The organism is Pseudoalteromonas sp. P80D2 (genome assembly GCF_036680945.1).
GTDB classification, from domain to species: Bacteria; Pseudomonadota; Gammaproteobacteria; order Enterobacterales; family Alteromonadaceae; genus Pseudoalteromonas; species Pseudoalteromonas shioyasakiensis.
Window position 1 is genome coordinate 69,248 of record NZ_JAZDAR010000022.1, and the last position, 18,847, is coordinate 88,094.

General features: G+C 42.3%; 16 protein-coding genes. 10 read left to right on the top strand and 6 right to left on the bottom strand.

Features of this window, described 5'->3' with window-relative positions; translation table 11 throughout:
- Positions 1–3: 3 nt before the first annotated feature.
- The 3 genes from VRK28_RS02920 to VRK28_RS02930 form a co-directional block, all read right to left on the bottom strand.
- Positions 4–1,920, bottom strand: coding sequence for an ATP-dependent DNA helicase (locus VRK28_RS02920; RefSeq protein ID WP_054563876.1), 1,917 nt, complete (start codon positions 1,918–1,920; stop codon positions 4–6).
- A 104-nt stretch (positions 1,921–2,024) separates the two neighbouring features.
- Positions 2,025–3,887, bottom strand: coding sequence for a M28 family metallopeptidase (locus tag VRK28_RS02925; protein ID WP_062565646.1), 1,863 nt, complete (start codon positions 3,885–3,887; stop codon positions 2,025–2,027).
- Between the two features lie 69 nt (positions 3,888–3,956).
- Positions 3,957–6,152 carry a M4 family metallopeptidase gene (locus VRK28_RS02930; protein ID WP_062565647.1) on the bottom strand — a complete coding sequence of 732 codons (2,196 nt, stop codon included), beginning with the start codon at positions 6,150–6,152 and terminating at the stop codon, positions 3,957–3,959.
- Positions 6,153–6,541: 389 nt separating this feature from the next.
- Here VRK28_RS02930 and VRK28_RS02935 point away from each other — a divergent pair, with 389 nt between their 5' ends.
- Together VRK28_RS02935 and VRK28_RS02940 are read left to right on the top strand one after the other, a co-directional pair.
- A complete protein-coding gene (locus VRK28_RS02935; RefSeq protein WP_082710909.1) occupies positions 6,542–7,621 on the top strand; it encodes a mechanosensitive ion channel family protein in 1,080 nt (359 codons plus the stop codon).
- A 225-nt stretch (positions 7,622–7,846) separates the two neighbouring features.
- Positions 7,847–9,130 (top strand): cation:proton antiporter, encoded by a 1,284-nt coding sequence (locus VRK28_RS02940; protein WP_062565648.1) that lies wholly within the window; start codon positions 7,847–7,849, stop codon positions 9,128–9,130.
- Between the two features lie 27 nt (positions 9,131–9,157).
- Here the strand turns inward: VRK28_RS02940 and VRK28_RS02945 are convergent, their stop codons facing one another.
- Together VRK28_RS02945 and VRK28_RS02950 are read right to left on the bottom strand one after the other, a co-directional pair.
- On the bottom strand, positions 9,158–10,123 hold the full coding sequence (locus tag VRK28_RS02945) for a sensor domain-containing diguanylate cyclase (protein ID WP_063529103.1): 966 nt from the start codon (positions 10,121–10,123) through the stop codon (positions 9,158–9,160).
- Between the two features lie 91 nt (positions 10,124–10,214).
- Positions 10,215–10,448 (bottom strand): hypothetical protein, encoded by a 234-nt coding sequence (locus VRK28_RS02950; RefSeq protein WP_063529102.1) that lies wholly within the window; start codon positions 10,446–10,448, stop codon positions 10,215–10,217.
- A gap of 355 nt (positions 10,449–10,803) precedes the next feature.
- Between VRK28_RS02950 and hisG the strand changes: the two genes are divergently transcribed.
- Genes hisG through hisIE form a run of 8 tightly spaced genes read left to right on the top strand, consistent with a single transcriptional unit; the run spans position 10,804 to position 17,871 of the window.
- Positions 10,804–11,703 (top strand): ATP phosphoribosyltransferase, encoded by a 900-nt coding sequence (gene hisG / locus VRK28_RS02955; RefSeq protein WP_062565651.1) that lies wholly within the window; start codon positions 10,804–10,806, stop codon positions 11,701–11,703.
- A 6-nt stretch (positions 11,704–11,709) separates the two neighbouring features.
- Positions 11,710–13,011 carry a histidinol dehydrogenase gene (hisD, locus tag VRK28_RS02960; protein ID WP_332393234.1) on the top strand — a complete coding sequence of 434 codons (1,302 nt, stop codon included), beginning with the start codon at positions 11,710–11,712 and terminating at the stop codon, positions 13,009–13,011.
- Positions 13,001–14,098, top strand: coding sequence for a histidinol-phosphate transaminase (gene hisC / locus VRK28_RS02965; protein ID WP_250660553.1), 1,098 nt, complete (start codon positions 13,001–13,003; stop codon positions 14,096–14,098). The genes hisD and hisC overlap by 11 nt, the downstream gene beginning before the upstream one ends.
- Positions 14,095–15,156, top strand: a complete 1,062-nt coding sequence (gene hisB, locus VRK28_RS02970; RefSeq protein WP_054563884.1) for a bifunctional histidinol-phosphatase/imidazoleglycerol-phosphate dehydratase HisB — start codon at positions 14,095–14,097, stop codon at positions 15,154–15,156. Before hisC ends, hisB begins: the two co-directional genes overlap by 4 nt.
- Positions 15,153–15,743: an imidazole glycerol phosphate synthase subunit HisH gene (gene hisH / locus VRK28_RS02975; RefSeq protein ID WP_062565654.1), complete on the top strand. Its 591-nt coding sequence runs from the start codon at positions 15,153–15,155 to the stop codon at positions 15,741–15,743. The genes hisB and hisH overlap by 4 nt, the downstream gene beginning before the upstream one ends.
- Before the next feature lie 27 nt (positions 15,744–15,770).
- Entirely contained in the window at positions 15,771–16,505 is a 735-nt protein-coding gene (locus VRK28_RS02980) for a 1-(5-phosphoribosyl)-5-[(5-phosphoribosylamino)methylideneamino] imidazole-4-carboxamide isomerase (RefSeq protein WP_063529097.1), read from the top strand.
- A complete protein-coding gene (gene hisF / locus VRK28_RS02985; protein ID WP_250660552.1) occupies positions 16,487–17,266 on the top strand; it encodes an imidazole glycerol phosphate synthase subunit HisF in 780 nt (259 codons plus the stop codon). Before VRK28_RS02980 ends, hisF begins: the two co-directional genes overlap by 19 nt.
- The gene (gene hisIE, locus VRK28_RS02990) at positions 17,257–17,871 is read left to right on the top strand and encodes a bifunctional phosphoribosyl-AMP cyclohydrolase/phosphoribosyl-ATP diphosphatase HisIE (RefSeq protein WP_062565657.1); all 615 of its coding nucleotides are present in this window, start codon (positions 17,257–17,259) and stop codon (positions 17,869–17,871) included. Before hisF ends, hisIE begins: the two co-directional genes overlap by 10 nt.
- Before the next feature lie 33 nt (positions 17,872–17,904).
- Here hisIE and VRK28_RS02995 read toward each other — a convergent pair whose 3' ends face one another.
- Positions 17,905–18,795 (bottom strand): LysR family transcriptional regulator, encoded by an 891-nt coding sequence (locus tag VRK28_RS02995; RefSeq protein ID WP_175080647.1) that lies wholly within the window; start codon positions 18,793–18,795, stop codon positions 17,905–17,907.
- Positions 18,796–18,847: the final 52 nt, after the last annotated feature.

The window sequence follows — 18,847 nt, forward strand, 5'->3', positions numbered from 1 at the left end:
ACTCTAATTGATCTGTTCTAAAAACGCGTTTGCCATTGCTAAGTCGCGCGTGCGGCGCATGGGTGGCAAACTTTTTAAAAATACTTGGCCGTAATGGCGTGTTACTAGGCGGTTATCGCAAATAACCAACACACCTTTATCTTTACTATCGCGAATAAGTCGCCCTACCCCCTGCTTTAATGCAATGACCGCTTGGGGTAATTGAATATGCGCAAATGGGTCTTTGCCTTGTAACTGGCAATCTTGCATTTTTGCTTGCAATAATGGGTCATCTGGTGCGGCAAACGGCAATTTATCAATGATAACACAACTTAATGTGCTGCCTCTAACATCTACGCCTTCCCAAAATGAGGCTGTACCGAGTAAAACGGCATTACCGTGACGGGTAAACTTCTCAAGGATAATGCGTTTAGACATTTGCCCTTGCATATAAACCGGATAATCCATTTGTGTGGTTAAACCTTCCGCCACTAAATGCATCATACGATAGCTAGTAAACAGCACAAAGCAGCGACCTTTTGCTGATTTAATCAACTCAAGGGTCAGCTTGATAATAGCATGAGGCATATTATTCGCATGAGACTCAGGTAAGTAGCGCGGTAAGCAAAGTAGCGCTTGTTGTTGGTAATCAAACGGACTTTCAACAATCATGCTTTGCGTTGGTTTTAAACCAAGGCTAGCGTTAAAGTGTTCTAATTCGTTATCGACCGATAGAGTCGCCGATGTAAACACAAAGCCTGCTCCTGTGTCTTTCATCATTTGTGCGAATTTAGCCGATACATTAAGCGGTGTAATGTTTACCGTTAGGTATCGGCGAGTGGTTTCATACCAATAACTATAGCCCGTTTGTGCGGTATCAAATACCCGCTCTAACTGACCTTTAAAGGCCAGCGTACGCTCAAACGGATGCTCTATTTTTTCGCTACGGTCTAAGCATAACTTTAATACTTGGTATAAAAAGTCGAGGTCGCTAATGACCCGGTGCAGTGCTGCACAAATATCTTTATCAGCCAGCTTTTCACGCCAATCACCACGGCTACCATCAACCCCAAACTGCAAGCGTAAATCTGCCACGCTAGTTTCTAACTTGTTGAGAGTTTTACCTAATTGCAGCATATCGGGGATATCGGCACGGTAAATTGCTCGTAAGTCATTAATTAAATCCACCAGCTTTTTGGTGCTAACACTTTCACCAAAATAGTCACTGGCAATTTCACTGAGTTGATGAGCCTCATCAAAAATATAGGCGTCTGCCGTTGGCATTAATTCAGCAAAGCCTGTGTCTTTTACAGCCATATCAGCAAAGAATAAATGATGGTTGATCACCACCACGTCAGCTTCCATGGCATTTAAGCGGGCTTTACGAATATAGCAATCTTGAAAATCGGGGCACTCTTTACCCAAACAGTTATCAGCGGTTGAGCTAACATAAGGCAGTACTTTGGCGTCTTCTTCTATGCCAATACAATCTGCTAAATCGCCTGAACGGGTTTCACTGGCAAACTTTGCCACCATCGCGAGTTGATGCATTACATCAGGATCATCTGTTGGAACATGCGCAACATGCTGACTTAAACGATACGTACACAAATAATTCGCGCGTCCTTTCAAAAGGGCGACTTTTTTAGTGGCGCTCAGTGCTTTGACTAAGTTGGGTAAATCACGGTGAAACAACTGCTCTTGTAGTGCTTTTGAACCCGTTGAGATGATGGTTTTGCCTTTTGATTTTAACGCAGGCGCTAAGTAAGCATAGGTTTTACCCGTGCCTGTGCCCGCCTCAACCACTAATTGGTGACGTTTTTTTAAGGCATCGTCAACTGCAACAGCCATGTCAATTTGTGGCTGCCGAGGAGTATATCCATCAAGAGAAAGTGCAAGGGGGCCAGTGGCACTGAAAAGTTGTTTGATAAACTTCGCCAATAGATTAAAAGTGATGGGCAGATTTTACGTAACTGACTTGCCAAGGGCAAGACTAAATGAGGAAGCGTTGCTTCCTCATGGTTAAAAGTATGATTGGGTTTAAATCATTGTCCTTGAATCGTTAATGTAACGCCCGATACAGCTCGATAACCTTGTAAATCTATGTACCAAGTACCAGCTTGTGGGTTATCAAATTGACAACTTTCTTCATTACCATTTTTGTACGGCCGACAAAGATAATTTGAACTTGTTGACGCTGAGCCATAGTTAACATACAAATCTGCATCGCCACTACCGCCAGAAATAGTCACTGTTAAATTACTGAGGCCTGCGGGTATTTGTTGAGTAAAGCGCTGCCAACTTCCGGTAGCCACACTCACGTTTGTCTCAGTTCGGTCAACGTTTTCGCCGCCACCTGAGGTGCTATAACTTCCCGTGAGTGACACATTCGAAATCTCATTCCACGCTTCAACCATGACATGATACGTGCCAGTTTGAACTGACGACATCACACAGCTTTCATTACTTGTAGAGGTTGTGCTTTTACAATCAAAATCCTGTAAGGTCGGCTTACTGCCAAATTTAACGTATAAATCGGCATCGCCCGAACCGCCCTCGGTTACAAACTCAAGGTTACTGCTCATTGCAGGTACCTCAAGCGTAAAGAATAGCTGCTCTTTTGCTGCGCCCGACAAACCTGTTTTAGCTACGCCATTTTCAAGCTGATTAGTCGGCTCAGTTACCACATCACCAGCGTTCTTTGCCATTTCAGCAACATAGCTCACTGCCAATTTTGCAAATTTACTCGCGTGAGCCGCATCAAATTGGGCATCATTTGATGTGTGGATCAATGGGTTAATATCACTCATTGTTGATTCAAATGGCATTGAGGCGGCAAACCCTTGTTGATACCAAGAGGCATGATCTGAGCAGCCATAACCACATTGATCAAAGCCATAGCTCACTGTGGGCTGGTAAGCATCGAGCAACTGCGATAAATACTGATTTTGCGAAGAGTTTGTGTAATCGGTCATCATCACAATATCTGTGCTGCTGCCGTTATTGCCAGTCATATCAAACTGCACCATACCTACAACATTCTTACCCTGAGTTTTATAACTCTGAGCAATATCTTTTGAGCCCCTAAGACCCACTTCTTCAGCGGCAAACCCCATAATTTGAATGGTTCGCTGAGGTTGGTAGTTATTTTCCACAATTGCTTTGAGGGTTTGTGTGAGCACTGCAATACCAGAGGCATTATCATCTGCACCAGGAGCACGACCATTACTTGGATTAGACTGATTGATTGAGTCTAAATGACCACCAATAACGACGATTTCATCTGCTTTTTCTGCACCAGGAATGGTCACAATAACTGATGATTGCGAAAAACTATGGTTAAAATACTCAACGCTTATATCACTGCGGCTACTGGCTATTTGCTGCCAATGGCTCTTTAACCAATCAGCTGCATCAATACCACTTTGCACTGAATAATATCGGTTATGAAAGTTCATCATGCTATTAACTGTATCGCTCAGCTCACTACTATCAATCGATGATATTAGCGCGTTAACTGTCGCGGCATTATCAATACTGTAGTTTACTAGGCTCGCATTCATAGCTGTCTGAGATACAGCATTTAATTGCTGAGTATAGAGCTCGGCATCTGCTAATGAGTCATGGGCTACAAAACCACCGCAGCGATGATAGTTATCGTGCATAAACTCACTTAAACCAGCGATATCCTGCTTGTTAACGCGCATAAAATTAACTTGATTCAAAGCCGATTTTTGCATCGCAAAATTACTGCTTTGTTTACGTTTACTTACTGTATCTTGTTGAAAGTGCTCTGCAGCCAGGGCATCAATAGTGACCCAAATTGTTTCGTCTTGCGCTGCATAACTTAGTTGGCTCAGTGACAGTGTGGCAAAGCCCACTAGGCACTGTATTAGGCGGGTTGTCATAATCAATCCTTTTATGATTTGCATTTTAATGAAAATAAAAAAGGGAGCCGAAGCTCCCTAAAAGGGTGGCTAGTTAGCCGAAATGGTGAGTGTTACACCACTTGCAGCGCGATAGCCGCGAAGGTCGATATACCAAGTACCCGCTTGTGGGTTTGTAAATGTGCAGGTTTCGCTATTGCCGTTTTTATATGGGCGGCAATCATAGCTCGATGTTGTCGATTGAGAACCAAAGTTCACATACAAGTCAGCATCACCAGAGCCACCAGAAATAGTCACATCCAGTGACGAATAACCCGCATCTAGCTCTTGCGTGAAACGAGTCCAGCTATTTGTGCCAACACTTAAGTTAGACTCAGTACGGTTTATTGGTGTTACACCACCACCGCTGCCCGAATCAAAGCTACCTGTAAGTGATACACCAGAAATTTGATTCCACGCTTCTACCATTACGTAGTAAGTACCCGCTTGTACATTACTGATAGCGCAGCTTTCTGTGCTAGTAGATGAAGTACTTTTACAATCAAAGTTGCTCAGTGTTGGTTTTGCGCCATACATAACGTAAAGGTCTGCATCACCACTTCCACCTGTTGTATTGAATTGTAAATTCGTTGCGTCTGCTGGTACTTCAAGAGTAAAGAACATTTGCTCTTTCGCCGCACCACTTATCCCAGTGCGTGCAACGCCATTGGTTAGCTCTTCATCACCGCCCGGAGGTGGCTCAGTTGTACCACAGCTACTACCCGCACTTAAGCTTGAAGTCACACCAACCGCCGCAAGCGCTGCTTGAACATCGGCTGGGTCATAGCTTAAATCACACGCCGCATCCATCACGCCGTTACCTGCTAAATCCCAGTTTGTGCTGGCAGTCCAGTAAAGTTGGTTAGCGCGCGCCATCACAACAAACGCCTTTTGCGTATCCCAACCTGGTGTGGTTGCAAGGTTATAAAATGCCTTGTTGAATACACCTGAGCTGTAATGTACATCCATACCAGAGTAGTAATTGTTTTGATGATCAATTGAGCTGCCATCTTGGGTTGGGTTATTCATGTAACGTAATGCACCGTTACCTTTAAAGATTTCCTGACCCACTAACCAGTCATTTGAGCCTTTCATGTAAAACTCGGCCGCTTCACCTGCCATATCAGAGAACGCTTCATTCAAACCACCTGATTTACCAGAATAAACGAGACCTGAGTTTTGCTCGGTAAAACCGTGGCTTACTTCATGTGCTGATACGTCAAGACTTACCAGTGGATAGAAGGTATTTTGACCATCACCAAAGGTCATAGCACTACCATCCCAAAACGCATTTTCGTAATTACTGCCGTAATGAACGCGCATTTTTAATTGGAAAGTTAATGGTGCAGTGCCTACCCAATCGTTATACATATTAAAAATTACATTACCGAAATAATGCGCATCATTTAAAGGCGAGTACGCACCGTTAATTTCTTTAAAGGTATTTTCAGGACATGTAAACGAATACGCTGTTGAACCACTTGTACTACCATTTAAGTTAATGGTTCTTACATTGGCGTTATTCATCGTACAAGTATTGCCAGATTGGGTAACATCTAGACTATCAAAGTCAGTACCGTAGATGTATTTACCGGTTTTTAAGTTACCACCAGGGCCTGTTGCACTAGCATGTTGTAAGTTATCGAAGCTAAATAAAACTTCACCGCTGTTGGCATCAATAATTTGATACGGACGAGATGGGTTATCACCATAAGTCACATAAGATACTTCATACACTAGGTGTGCAACGCTGTCTTCATCAAGCCAAATTGCTAAACGTGACTGTTCATTATGCTTTTTTAACCCAACCGATTTAATTGCAGCAGGTGAGTTCGCAAGGCCTTTCGCCATTGCTTTTTTCTTGTTTAGTGCCGGAGACACTGAGTCGATGTCGGCGGCGATATCATACACCGCTGCACCATGTGCACGTTTTAATTGACCATTATCATCAAATGTGAGGCTAACCGTATCGCCGATAACTGGTAGACCTTGATACATCTGCTGATAACGGCGCGTGGTGTTGCCGTTACTGGTTTTGATTTCTTTTAATACAACTAAATCATTCCCTGCACCTAAACCAACTAACTGATTTGGATTTGCACTCAATACTGATGACGCATTGGTTTGCAAAGCTTGGTTAATCCCTGTTTGTTCGTTTAGGTATTTCTTGTTCGCAGCTACTGCACTTGTTGCTTGAGTCAAAGCAAAAGCAGCAAGAGTTGCTAATGTGATTTTAGATAAATTCACGTTTACGCTCCGTTAGATTGTTATGTATTTAATATTTTCCTAGTAACCGGACTGCACTGTTCCCGATTAGTGACCAGCCTAGATTGAATGGAGCGAAATTGAAAATGAAACAAAAAATTTACAAACAAAGTATTAGCTCTAAAATAAAAGCCCTTAATTAACAGTAGGATAATAAATTTTAAGTTTATTAATTGTTAACAGATAAACTATCCGTGTAAATTTATTGATACAAAATAATAACATTTATTAAACATTTGTACCTTTTATTTGTTTTTATTTTGCTCACCTTATTATTTGTGATTCACAGCTAAAAGGATTAGATATCCATAGAAAAAGTCTGGGTACATAACTTGCAGCAATGCCAAGTATCTAGGATTTAAGGACTAAGCATGATTACTGATCTGATACAAAACGAATGGCTAAATGAGCCATGGCTGGTCGTCATTGGTGGTACTGTATTAGCCGCCACAGCTTTGTTTTTATTAAAGTTTGTAATCATCTATTGCTTAAAGAAATGGACCCAACGAACCGACTTTGTTTTCGACTCATTACTGGTTGACTCACTGTCTACACCATTGACCTTGTGCACAATGATGGTGCTTGTGATCATTTTTGGTCAGTTATTAAACACCACCGGCTTTATGGCTGAGCACCCCTTACCTATTGCGGCCACTGCTAAAGCCATTTGTATTTTTGCCTTAGTGTTATTTTTAGATCATTTTTTATTTGGTACCATTGATTATTACAGTGCCCGCTCAGTGGTAGTTTCCAATAGTCATAGCATCATTAAAGGATTAATCCGCTGCGCAATTGTGTGTGTTGGCTTATTGGTGTTATTAGGCACGTTGGGTATATCAATCACTCCGATTATTGCCTCTTTGGGCATTACCTCTCTTGCCGTCGCTTTGGCTTTACAACCGACACTCGAAAACTTCTTTTCTGGCGTTCAGCTGGTGATTGATAAACCTATTCGGGTCGGCGACTTTATAGAGCTTGAAAGTGGCGATCAAGGCTTTGTTGAGAAAATTGGTTGGCGCTCAACCTGGGTAAAAATGTTGCCAAATAACATGATAGTGATCCCCAATAGTCAGCTGTCTAAATCGCGCATCATTAACTATTTTTACCCAGAAAAAGAGCTCAGCGTCCCCGTTGAAGTGGGTGTTCATTATGGCTCAGACCTTGAAAAAGTTGAGCAGGTTACGTTGGATGTTGCTAGGCAGATATTAAAAAGCCATGAATGGGGCGTTGATGATTACGAGACCTTTGTGGTCTTTCATACCTTTGATCAATCAAGTATCAACTTTACAGTCATGTTAAGAGTAAAAGAGTATTTTAATCGCTTTTGGGTGAAATCTGCGTTTATCAAAGCATTACATCAACGTTACGCAGAAGAAGGAATTGTGATCCCTTATCCAATTAGGGCAATTAATACCAGCCAAGAATCAGCTCAATTTAAACAGGCTGATTGACCTAACTGAGGTTATCACTATTGCGCTTTTATCAGGTTTATTTTGTCTCTTTTGAGACATTATTAACAGCGATTATACATATGCAATCAGCGCCTTGAATTTTTACTCTAAAATGTCATAAAAATCGCATAAACACTGTGACATACCTATTTTAGAGGCGTACTATATGCGGCCAGAAAGTGACTGCTTTCTGCGTCTTGTTATACAAATATTTAAGGTCAAACAATGAATGCTTGGTACCTCATTTGTTTTCTTTCAGCATTAGCTATTTTTATTGCTTTTGCTAACCAATTCATCCTCAAAATGCAAACCACGATTGCTATAACAACTGGCTCTGTTGTTATTTCTTTACTACTTATTCTTGCCGTTAAAATGCTTGGCGATACTACCGCCCTCGAAATGACCCAAATTGTTTCTAGTATCAACTTTAATCAGTTGCTATTAAAAGGCATGCTCGGCTTTTTGCTATTCGCAGGTGCGCTGGAAATCAACTTAGCAGCCCTTCGTAAGCAACGGTGGGAAATTACCGCATTAGTATTATTTTCAACCATTACCTCAACGGTTATCGTTGGTTACTTAAGCTATTATTTGTTTGCTTTTGTAGGCTGGCCAGTACCGTTTATTTATTGCTTGTTGTTTGGTGCTTTAATCAGCCCAACTGACCCGATTGCAGTTTTAGCCATTATTAAACAAATGCGAGCCCCAGAAGGTATTTCTGTGCAAGTTGAAGGTGAGTCTTTGTTTAATGATGGTATTGGTTTGGTGATTTTCACAACGATATTTTCAGTGGCCTTTTATGGCACCGAAGCCACCTTTACTGACGTTGCTGAATTGTTCTTAGTTGATGCAATTGGCGGTATCGTGTTTGGTCTCGTGATTGCGTTAGTCGGGCATTTTTTAATTATTAATAGCCGCGATGTGAACATTCGTTTGCTACTAACCTTGACCATTCCAACAGCCGGCTTTGCAGCAGCGAATATTTGGGAAATCTCAGGTGCGCTTGCTATGGTCACCAGTGGTATTTTACTTGGCAATATTACTCGTTCAAAAGCAACAGAGCGTACGGGGCCTGAAGATACTCGCTACGTAAAAGACTTTTGGCATGCCACCGATAGCTTTTTAAATGCCTTGCTGTTTTTGATTATCGGTATGCTAATTGTCACTATGCCGATTACTCTTGAAGAAATTGGCTTAGGTTTACTGATGGTACCTGTGGTGTTGCTAGCGAGATTTATAAGTGTAGGTGCGCCATTTGTATTCTTTAAAAAGTATCGCCAATACGATAAGCACTCGGTGAAAATACTCACTTGGGGTGGCTTACGGGGTGGTTTAGCACTAGCAATGGCAGCTGCTATCCCACGCGATCAAGTGATGATTGCAGGCTCAGATCTTCACAACCTAATTGTTATTGTCACCTACGTGGTAGTGATTTTCTCGATTATCGTACAAGGTTTAACAATTTCGCCGCTGATCCAAAGTAGTATTCAATCAGCAGAAGCGAAAAATTAAGCACTGTTTTTTATTTTAAAGGCTCGTTTATCGAGCCTTTTTTTGTGCTTTTTCTGCATACATTCGCGCGTCTGCAACAGACAGCAATTTAGTCAGCGAGCAAGGCTGCTGATCAGAAAAATCAGCAATGCCATAAGAGAAACTAAGCTCAATTTGATTATTAAAGCTATTAGGTAAGTGACTGAATGATAATAACAAGCGCTGCATTATAGTGTCGCATTCACTGCTATTTAAATCTGTAAATAAAATCACAAACTCATCACCGCTCAAACGAGCAAGTAAATCCGCTTTGCGACAACAGTTCTCTAGTAATCCTGCAAAATCTTTCAGTACTCTATCGCCAGCGGCATGACCAAATTTATCGTTAATTGTTTTAAAATTATCTATATCAATAAACACTAATTTTGCTTTTAAGTGCTGGCGAATACATAAATCAAGGTAATGCTCTGCAGTGCCAATAAAGCCGCGACGATTAGGCAATAAGGTAAGCTCATCGGTAGTGGCTAACTGCATAATTGCAAACTCTCGCTCGACGATTGCAGCAAAGTCTATTAGCGCTTTAGTTTCTTGTTTGCTAAAACTGCGTGGTTGATGATCGATAAGGCACAAAGTACCAATTCTATTTCCTGATTTAAGTGTAATTGGGCAGCCCGCATAAAAACGGATATTCGGATCTCCCATTACCAGTGGGTTATCTTCAAAACGCTTATCGTTTAAGGCATTTTCAACTACTAGCGGGTCTTTGTATAAAATTGCATGGGCGCAAAATGAAATATCTCTTGCGGTCTCTGTCACATCTAGCCCCACACATGACTTAAACCACTGTCTATGCTCGTCAATTAAGCTAATAACACAAATGGGTACAGAGAAAAATTGTTGGGCAAGGCGAGTTATTCGGTCAAAGGCAGGCTCACTTTGAGAGTCTAAAACATTCAACGAACGAAGCTCTTCAAGTCTAGCTTGCTCGTTTAATGGTAATAAAGGTCGTTCCATTGAATTGCCTTGTAAGTAACAACACAAGTGTCTCTTAACGTTAGCAGAAAAAAACACTCAGTTGCATAAAAACAAATTCTTATATGGAGTATTAAGCCCATGTATCTAGGTGTTTATTACCCTCTTCATCTTCTTCTATGGCATTTTTACTGTTTTTATCGCCATTTTCTGCGGCTTTTTTGCGGCGTTCTATTTCACGTTTTTGGCGCTTTTCAAGCTCAATTCGCTGCACGTTCGCATCTTTTACGCCCGCAATATGAAACGCACCTTTACTTTCCAATTGCAAGCGCGTAATTCGACCTAAAAAGGGGATCATGATATCCATTTGTACCTCCTGCTGTACCTACTATATAACCATTATATATCGGCAGTTATAAGATATACTTTAATTTCGCAAAAAAATGCTTGCCAAAGATTAGCAAAGCATGTTTATCTATATACGTAACTTATTTAAACAGATTTACGCACTGGTTTATACAAACGAGTGCAATACAGGAAAAATTATGCGCTTCAATCTGACAACTATCCATCATCACCATCATTCACCGGAATAGCCTGTCAGGTTTTTCGCTGAGAGGTTATTCCTAAAAGGAACCTCTGGCGAGTAATCAACCAAATTATTTATTTTCGCCCTGAGGTTCCCTCGGGGTTTTAGTTTTTGAATTAAAGGAAAATGAATAATGAGCAATACCAACCGTTTACGAATCGCCATCCAAAAAGGCGGCCGCTTATCAAAAGACTGCCAAGATTTACTAAAGCAACTTGGTGTTAAATTAAATCTTCGTGAACAACGTTTAATCGCACACTCTACCAACATGCCAATTGACGTACTACGCGTGCGAGATGACGATATTCCGGGCCTAGTAATGGACGGTGTGTGTGACCTAGGTATCGTTGGTGAAAACGTACTTGTTGAAGTTCAAGCCGAACGCGAACGCCAAGGCGTGGCATTCGAAGTAAACAAACTTTCTAAACTTGATTTTGGTTACTGCCGCCTAGCACTTGCATGGCCACAAGAACTTGGCCCACAAGATAAAAGCTGGTTTGAAGGTAAACGCATTGCCACTACCTACCCAGAAATCTTAAGCCAGTACCTAAAACGTGAAGGCATTAATGCAAGCACAGTCATGTTAACGGGCTCTGTTGAAGTTGCTCCGCGTGCTGGTTTAGCTGATGCAATCTGTGACCTAGTGTCTACTGGCGCAACCTTAGAAGCTAATGGCTTAATGCAAGGCGACACCATCTTAGAATCAAATGCATGTTTAATTCAAAACAAAGACCTTACTGATCAAAGTAAACTTGATTTAATCAACACGTTAATGCCGCGTTTACGTGGTGTGCGCCAAGCAAAAGAAAGTAAATACATCATGCTACACGCACCAAAAGCAAAGCTTGATGAAGTATGCGACTTACTACCTGGCACAGGCCAACCGACTTTACTATCACTTGCTGGTAGCGACGATTATGTAGCACTACACATGGTTAGCAGCGAAACCCTTTTCTGGGAAACAATGGAACAGTTAAAGGCACTAGGTGCCAACTCAATTCTTGTTATGCCAATTGAAAAAATGATGGAGTAATTATCCATGTTTCGCTGGAATGAGGAAAATCAACAAGCACAGCAGGCGGTTCTTACCCGCCCTGCTGTTACTGCAAGTAAAGAGGTTGAAGCAATTTGCATCGACATCTTAAATGCAGTTAAAACTGAGGGTGACGCAGCGTTATTAAAAATGGCAAAAGAGTTTGATAAGCGCGAAACACCTCGCTTATTAGTGCCAATTGAAGAAATTAATCAAGCTGAGCAGTTATTATCAAACGAATTAAAAGCCGCCATCGAAATGGCCTATGCCAATGTAAAACGCTTTCACCAAGCACAATTACCTAAAGACATTAAGTTAACAACGCAACCTGGCGTATTGTGTGAACTTAAATATCAAGCCATTGAAGCGGTGGGTATTTACGTGCCAGGTGGCAGTGCGCCACTGCCATCGTCAGTGATTATGCAAGGGGTGCTTGCACAGTTAAGTGGTGCACAAACCGTTGTGCTTACTACACCTGTAAAAGCCGACGAAACCATCAACCCTGCCATTTTATATGCGGCAAAGCTATGTGGTATTAAAACCATTGTAGAAAGTGGCGGCGCAGGTGCCATTGCAGCAATGGCATACGGTACAGAATCAGTGCCTAAAGTGAACAAGATTTTTGGCCCAGGAAATAGCTTTGTCACCATGGCAAAACAACTTGTTGCGCAAACTATTCCGGGCATGGCGATTGATATGCCGGCTGGCCCTTCTGAAGTGCTAGTGATTGCTGATGAGCGTGCAAACCCAGAGTTTATTGCGGCAGATTTATTATCGCAAGCAGAGCACGGTGCGGATTCACAGGTTATTTTACTGTGTAACAGCGAACGCATTATTGAAAAAACACAGCAAGCATTAACAGAGCAGCTAGCAAAGTTGAGTCGTAAAGACACTGCCGAGCAAGCCCTTGCTAACTCAAGCTTGATATTAGTCGACTCGGTTGAGCAAGCCTTTGCAGTGTCTGCTGAATATGGCCCTGAGCACCTTATTCTTCAGCTTGCTGATGCGCAGCCTTATTTAAGCTTAGTGAAAAATGCCGGCTCAGTATTTGTAGGTGATTACACTCCGGAGTCTGCCGGAGACTATGCATCGGGTACGAACCACGTACTACCAACGTATGGTTACAGTGCGACCTATTCGAGCTTAAACTTACTGGACTTCTTTAGAACTTACACAGTGCAAACCATCAGTAAAAATGGCTTACGTGAATTATCTAAAGCAATTTTACCTTTAGCTGCAGCAGAGGGGCTTGATGCTCACGCTAATGCTGTTTCAATTCGTCTTGAGGCTATGAACAATGAGCGATAATTCAAAAATAACAACGCTGTTGCCAGATAACATTGCAGCGCTTACAGCCTACAGTTCGGCGAAAAGTGAAAAGCTGACAGGCACAACCTGGTTAAATGCCAATGAAAGCCCTTATTCTCGTACGCCAAATATCAATTTAGCTGATTTAAATCGCTACCCAGATCCGCAGCCTCAGCAAGTGATCAATCGTTACGCTTGCTATGCTAATTTAGAGCCAGAGCAAGTACTGATGACTCGTGGCGCTGATGAAGGTATTGAGCTATTAGTACGTACTTTTTGTAGCCCAGCTAAAGATAGCATCGCACTCTTTTTGCCAACTTACGGCATGTACAAAGTCACTGCTGATACCCACAACATTGCGATTAACGGTTTAACTCAAGAGCTGTTATTAAAAGGCACGGTTGATGAAATTGTCACTGCAGTTGCTGATTCAAAGCTGGTGTTTATTTGTAACCCAAATAACCCTACCGGCAGCATGACAAGCTTAGACAAAATCAGAAAAATCACCCAACAACTTGCGGGTAAAGCGATTGTAGTGGTTGATGAAGCTTATATAGAATTTTGCCCAGAACAAACAGCGGCAAGCCTAATCAACGAGTTTAGTAACCTTGTGGTACTAAGAACCTTATCAAAAGCATTTGCACTTGCGGGTTTAAGAACAGGCTTCACGCTAGCCAACAGCGAGCTGCTTGCACCTATTCGTAAAGTGATTGCGCCTTACCCTGTATCAACGGTGGTGGCGAGCATTGCAGCAGATGCATTAAGTAGTGACAACATCGCTTCAATGCGCCGTCAGGTGACTATTCTAAATAGCTTAAAAGGCAAACTAAAAAGCTGGCTTGAGCAATCACCTGCCGTTATCAAAGTACTGAGCGGTGAAGGTAACTTCGTCACCTTAAAACTAAAAGACAAACAATCATTTAATATCGCACTTGAGCAAGGACTCGTGATGCGTGCCTTCACCTTATATGGTGAAAATGATTGGTTACGAATTTCTATCGGTAACGAGCAAGAACTAGAACAAGTAAAAATTTGGTTAGATGGTTTATCACTGACCAGCAAAACAGTAGAACAGGAATTATCATGAGCAACCCGTATTTATTTATTGACCGCGATGGCACGATTATCGAAGAGCCTATCACCGACAAACAGGTTGATAGCCTAGAAAAATTAGTGTTCTTGCCGAATGTGATCCCTGCTCTATTACAACTTCAAGCGGCAGGTTACCGCCTTGTGATGGTTTCAAACCAAGATGGTTTAGGCACTGATAGCTTCCCGACAGCTGATTTTGATATTGCCCAAGACAAGATGATGGATATCTTAAACAGCCAAGGGATTAAATTTGATGAAGTTCTGATCTGCCCTCACTTTGATGAGCAAAATTGTGACTGCCGTAAACCAAAAACTGGTTTACTTACTGAGCTGATGCGCTCAGGTAAAGTCGATTTAGCACGCTCATTTGTGATTGGCGACCGCCAAACAGATATCGGACTTGCTAATAACTTATGCTGCGAAGGTATTTTGTATGATGGCAGTTGGGATGCCATTGTCACTAAGCTGACAACCGCGAACCGTGAAGGCCGTGTCACTCGCAATACCAAAGAAACGCAAATCGATGTGCAAGTTAATTTAGACCAAACAAAAAATGGCGAAATTAGCACTGGCCTTGGCTTTTTCGACCACATGCTTGACCAAATTCGTACACACGCCAATATCGGACTTAATATTCAAGCCACTGGCGACTTACACATTGATGAGCACCACCTAGTTGAAGATATCGGCATTGCACTTGGCCTTGCCCTTAAACAAGCGCTAGGTACAAAAACGCAAATTGGTCGCTATGGTTTTGCACTCCCTATGGATGAATGTAAAGCAGAAGCGCAAATTGACTTATCGGGCCGTGCCTCGTTTGTATTAAATGCTGATTTTAGCCGTGAAAAAGTCGGCGACTTAGACGTACAAATGGTTGAGCACTTCTTTAAAAGCTTAAGTGATAATGCCGCCATGAGCCTTATTTTGTCGGTTAGCGATGGTAATTGTCACCACCAAGTTGAAGGCCTTTTTAAAGCGTTTGCAAGAGCACTTCGCGCTGCGATTGCAAAAGATGCTTCGCAACAAACAGCAAGTTCTAAGGGGTGTTTATGATTGCCATAATTAATACCGGTTGCGCCAACATTAACTCAGTTCGTTTTGCCTTTGAACGCTTAGGGAAAACGCCTGAGGTGATCACCTCACCTGAGCAACTAAAAGGCTTTGAACGTGCTATTTTACCAGGAGTAGGCCATGCCTCTGTTGCCATGAAACGCTTAAAAGACGGTGGTTGGCAGCAAGCAATTGATGAATATCAGCGCCCGTTGATGGGCATTTGTTTAGGCATGCAATTACTTTGCGACAGCACAGAAGAAGGCAATGTTGATTGCCTTGGCAAAATTCCAGGTATTGTTAAGCACTTAGATGTGGGCACATTAACTTCACCGCACATGGGCTGGAACGACCTAAGTGTATTAAAAGAGCATGCCCTCACCAAAGGGTTATCAGCACAAGATCAAGTGTACTTTGTTCATAGCTTTGCGCACACAGTAAACGATGCCACCCTAGTTAGCGGTGAATACGGGCAAGCTTTTTCAGCAATTGTTGCCAAAGATAACTACGCAGGCATGCAGTTCCACCCAGAGCGAAGCGCCAAAGTAGGCACACGACTTTTACAAAACTTTTTAGATTGGCAGCTGTAAGCGCAGCAAAAAATAAGAGAAATAAACGTGATTATTCCAGCACTCGATGTATTACAAAACCAAATTGTGCGCTTATACCAAGGTAAGTATGATACCGCACAATTTTACCCTTACGAACTTGGCGCACGCTTACAAGAGTACGCAAATAGCGGCGCAGGTAAGCTGCACCTAGTTGATTTAGAAGGCGCGCGCGATCCAAATAAAAAACAGTGGCAGCATATTCAAGCTGCAACCAAAGCGCTAAATGTTCCTTATCAAGTTGGCGGTGGTATTCGCTCTGAGCAAGATGTTGCTGATTGGCTTGAAACCGGTGCTAACCAAGTCGTGATTGGCTCAATGGCCGTTGAAAAGCGTGAGCAAGTAAAGGCGTGGATTGAAAAATTTGGCAGTGAACACTTTGTTATCGCACTAGATGTTAATAAAACTGACAACGGCTGGGCACCAGCAACACATGGTTGGTTAAGTGAATCTGAGTTTGGCTTGTTCGAACTTGTTGATTTTTACGTGGCACTTGGTGTGGTTGATTTTCTGTGTACTGACATCAGCAAAGACGGCACCATGACCGGCCCTTCGTTTGCACTTTATGAAGATTTAACCAACCACAACAGCGAGATTAAAGTTCAAGCATCAGGCGGTGTAAGCTCACTGGATGATATTGCAAAGCTGAAAAAACTGGGTGTTGGCGGTGTTATCTTAGGTAAATCATTGCTCGATGGTGCCTTTAATGTTGAGGAGGCGTTAGCATGTTATCAAAACGCATAATCCCTTGTTTAGATGTTAAAGACGGCCAAGTCGTTAAAGGTGTTAAATTTAAAGGCCATGAAGTGGTTGGTGATATCCTAACGCTTGCCAAAGCCTACAGCGATGCCGGTGCAGATGAACTGGTGTTTTATGAAATCAGTGCCAGCGTCGAAAAACGCCTTCTTGATGTCAATTGGGTAGAGAACATTGCGCGCCACATTGATATTCCATTTTGTGTAGCGGGCGGCATTAAATCTGTTGCTGATGCAGCACGTGTTTTAGAACGTGGTGCAGATAAAATCAGTATTAACAGCCCTGCAATTGCTCGCCCAGAGCTTATCAAAGAACTACACGATGAGTTTGGTAAACAATGCGTAGTTGTGGGTATTGATAGCTTTTATGATGAAACCACTGGCGAGTATTTAGTGTACCAGCTGACTGGCGACCCAAATGCATCAAGCCGTACTCGCTATAAAACCGAAGAATGGGTTAAGCGTGTGCAAGACCTAGGTGCTGGTGAAATCGTGCTCAATTGCATGAACCAAGACGGCGTGCGTAAAGGCTACGACAATGTTCAGCTATCAAAAATGCGTGCACTGTGCGATATTCCACTAATTGCATCGGGCGGCGCAGGTACGATGCAAGACTTTGTTGATGTGTTTCAACAAAGCCAAGTTGATGGCGCGCTCGCTGCCAGCGTATTTCACAAGAACGTCATTGATATTGGCGAACTAAAACAATTTTTAATCGATAATAATGTAGCGGCAAGACTATGCAATTAACCAAAGACACTCTTTCTCAAGTCGACTTTGCCAAAAGCGAGTTGATCCCAGCTATCGTGCAAGATGCACGCTCTGGGGTGATTTTAATGCAAGGCTTTATGAATCAAGACGCATTAGCTGCCACTTTCGACAAACAAAAAGTAACCTTTTACTCGCGCTCTAAAGAGCGTTTATGGACCAAAGGCGAAACATCAGAAAACTACCTTGAAGTAGTCTCAGTGCACACCGACTGCGATTACGACTCACTATTAGTCCTGGCAAACCCACTTGGGCCAACATGCCACCTTGGTACACAAAGCTGCTTTGGCGATGATGCTAAACCTAGCTTGTCGTTTTTAGCTGAGCTTGAACAAGTGATTGTTTCGCGTAAAGACGATGACCCGAGCAAAAGCTACACTGCGTCTTTGTTTGCAAAAGACTTAAGCCGTAGTTGCCAAAAAGTGGGTGAAGAAGGTGTTGAAGTTGCCCTTGCAGCCATGAAACATGATAACGATGAATTAACCAATGAATCGGCAGACTTACTGTATCATTTAACTGTGTTATTGCAGCGCCAAGGCCTATCATTGGCTGATGTGGTGAACTGTTTACAAGGCCGCCATAAGTAATAAATATAGAGTGTGGTATCTAAATACCGCACTCTATTGCTGTTTTAACGCTTCTAACACAATTTTAAATGCAGGCGAAGGTTGCCTTCGGCTCGGGTAATACAAATAATAACCGGGAAATGCGGGACACCAATCAGCTAACACTTTAATTAAATTACCATTTTTTATATGCTCACCAAACTCTTCTTCAGGTAGAAACGCAATACCTAACCCCTTTAACGCAGCCTCAACAATATGATGAGAGGTATTAAAGATTAATTGACCGCGTACATTCACATTAAGTTCCTCCCCCTCTTTTTCAAACTCCCACGCATATAAACCGCCATGAGTCGGAAAGCGAATGTTGATACAATTATGTGCAGTAAGATCCTTTGGCGTGTTAGGCTTTGGATGCTTAGTAAAATACTCAGGGCTTGCAACCGCTGCCATATTGAGCTCTTTACCAATAGGCACTGCAATCATATCTTTATCTATAGTTTCGCCAAGGCGAACACCAGCGTCGATACGCTGAGCAACAATGTCTGTGTAGCCATAGTTAACATTAAACTCAATATTAATATCTGGGTATTGCTTTAATACATTGGCCAGTTTTGGGAGTAATGTGTTCTGAATGATAAAATCACCACAAGTAATTTTTACCGTACCCGCAGGTTTGTCTCTGAGTTCAGTTAACGCTTCTAACTCATTTTCAATATCATCAAAACGATGCCCGATTGCATTGAGTAAACGCTCCCCGGCGAGTGTCGGTGATACGCTTCGAGTTGTTCTGGTTAACAAACGAATATCTAAATTTGCTTCTAGAGAACGAATAGCCTGACTCAAAGCTGACTGAGTCACACCTAATTGGGCCGCAGCACGTGTAAAGCTGCCGGTTCTTGCCACAATGACAAAATAGTTCAATTCATTGAGGTTTTGTTTGATCATCCACCAGCCTATTAATAAGTATTACTAATAAAGCATATTAGTATTCATTAGC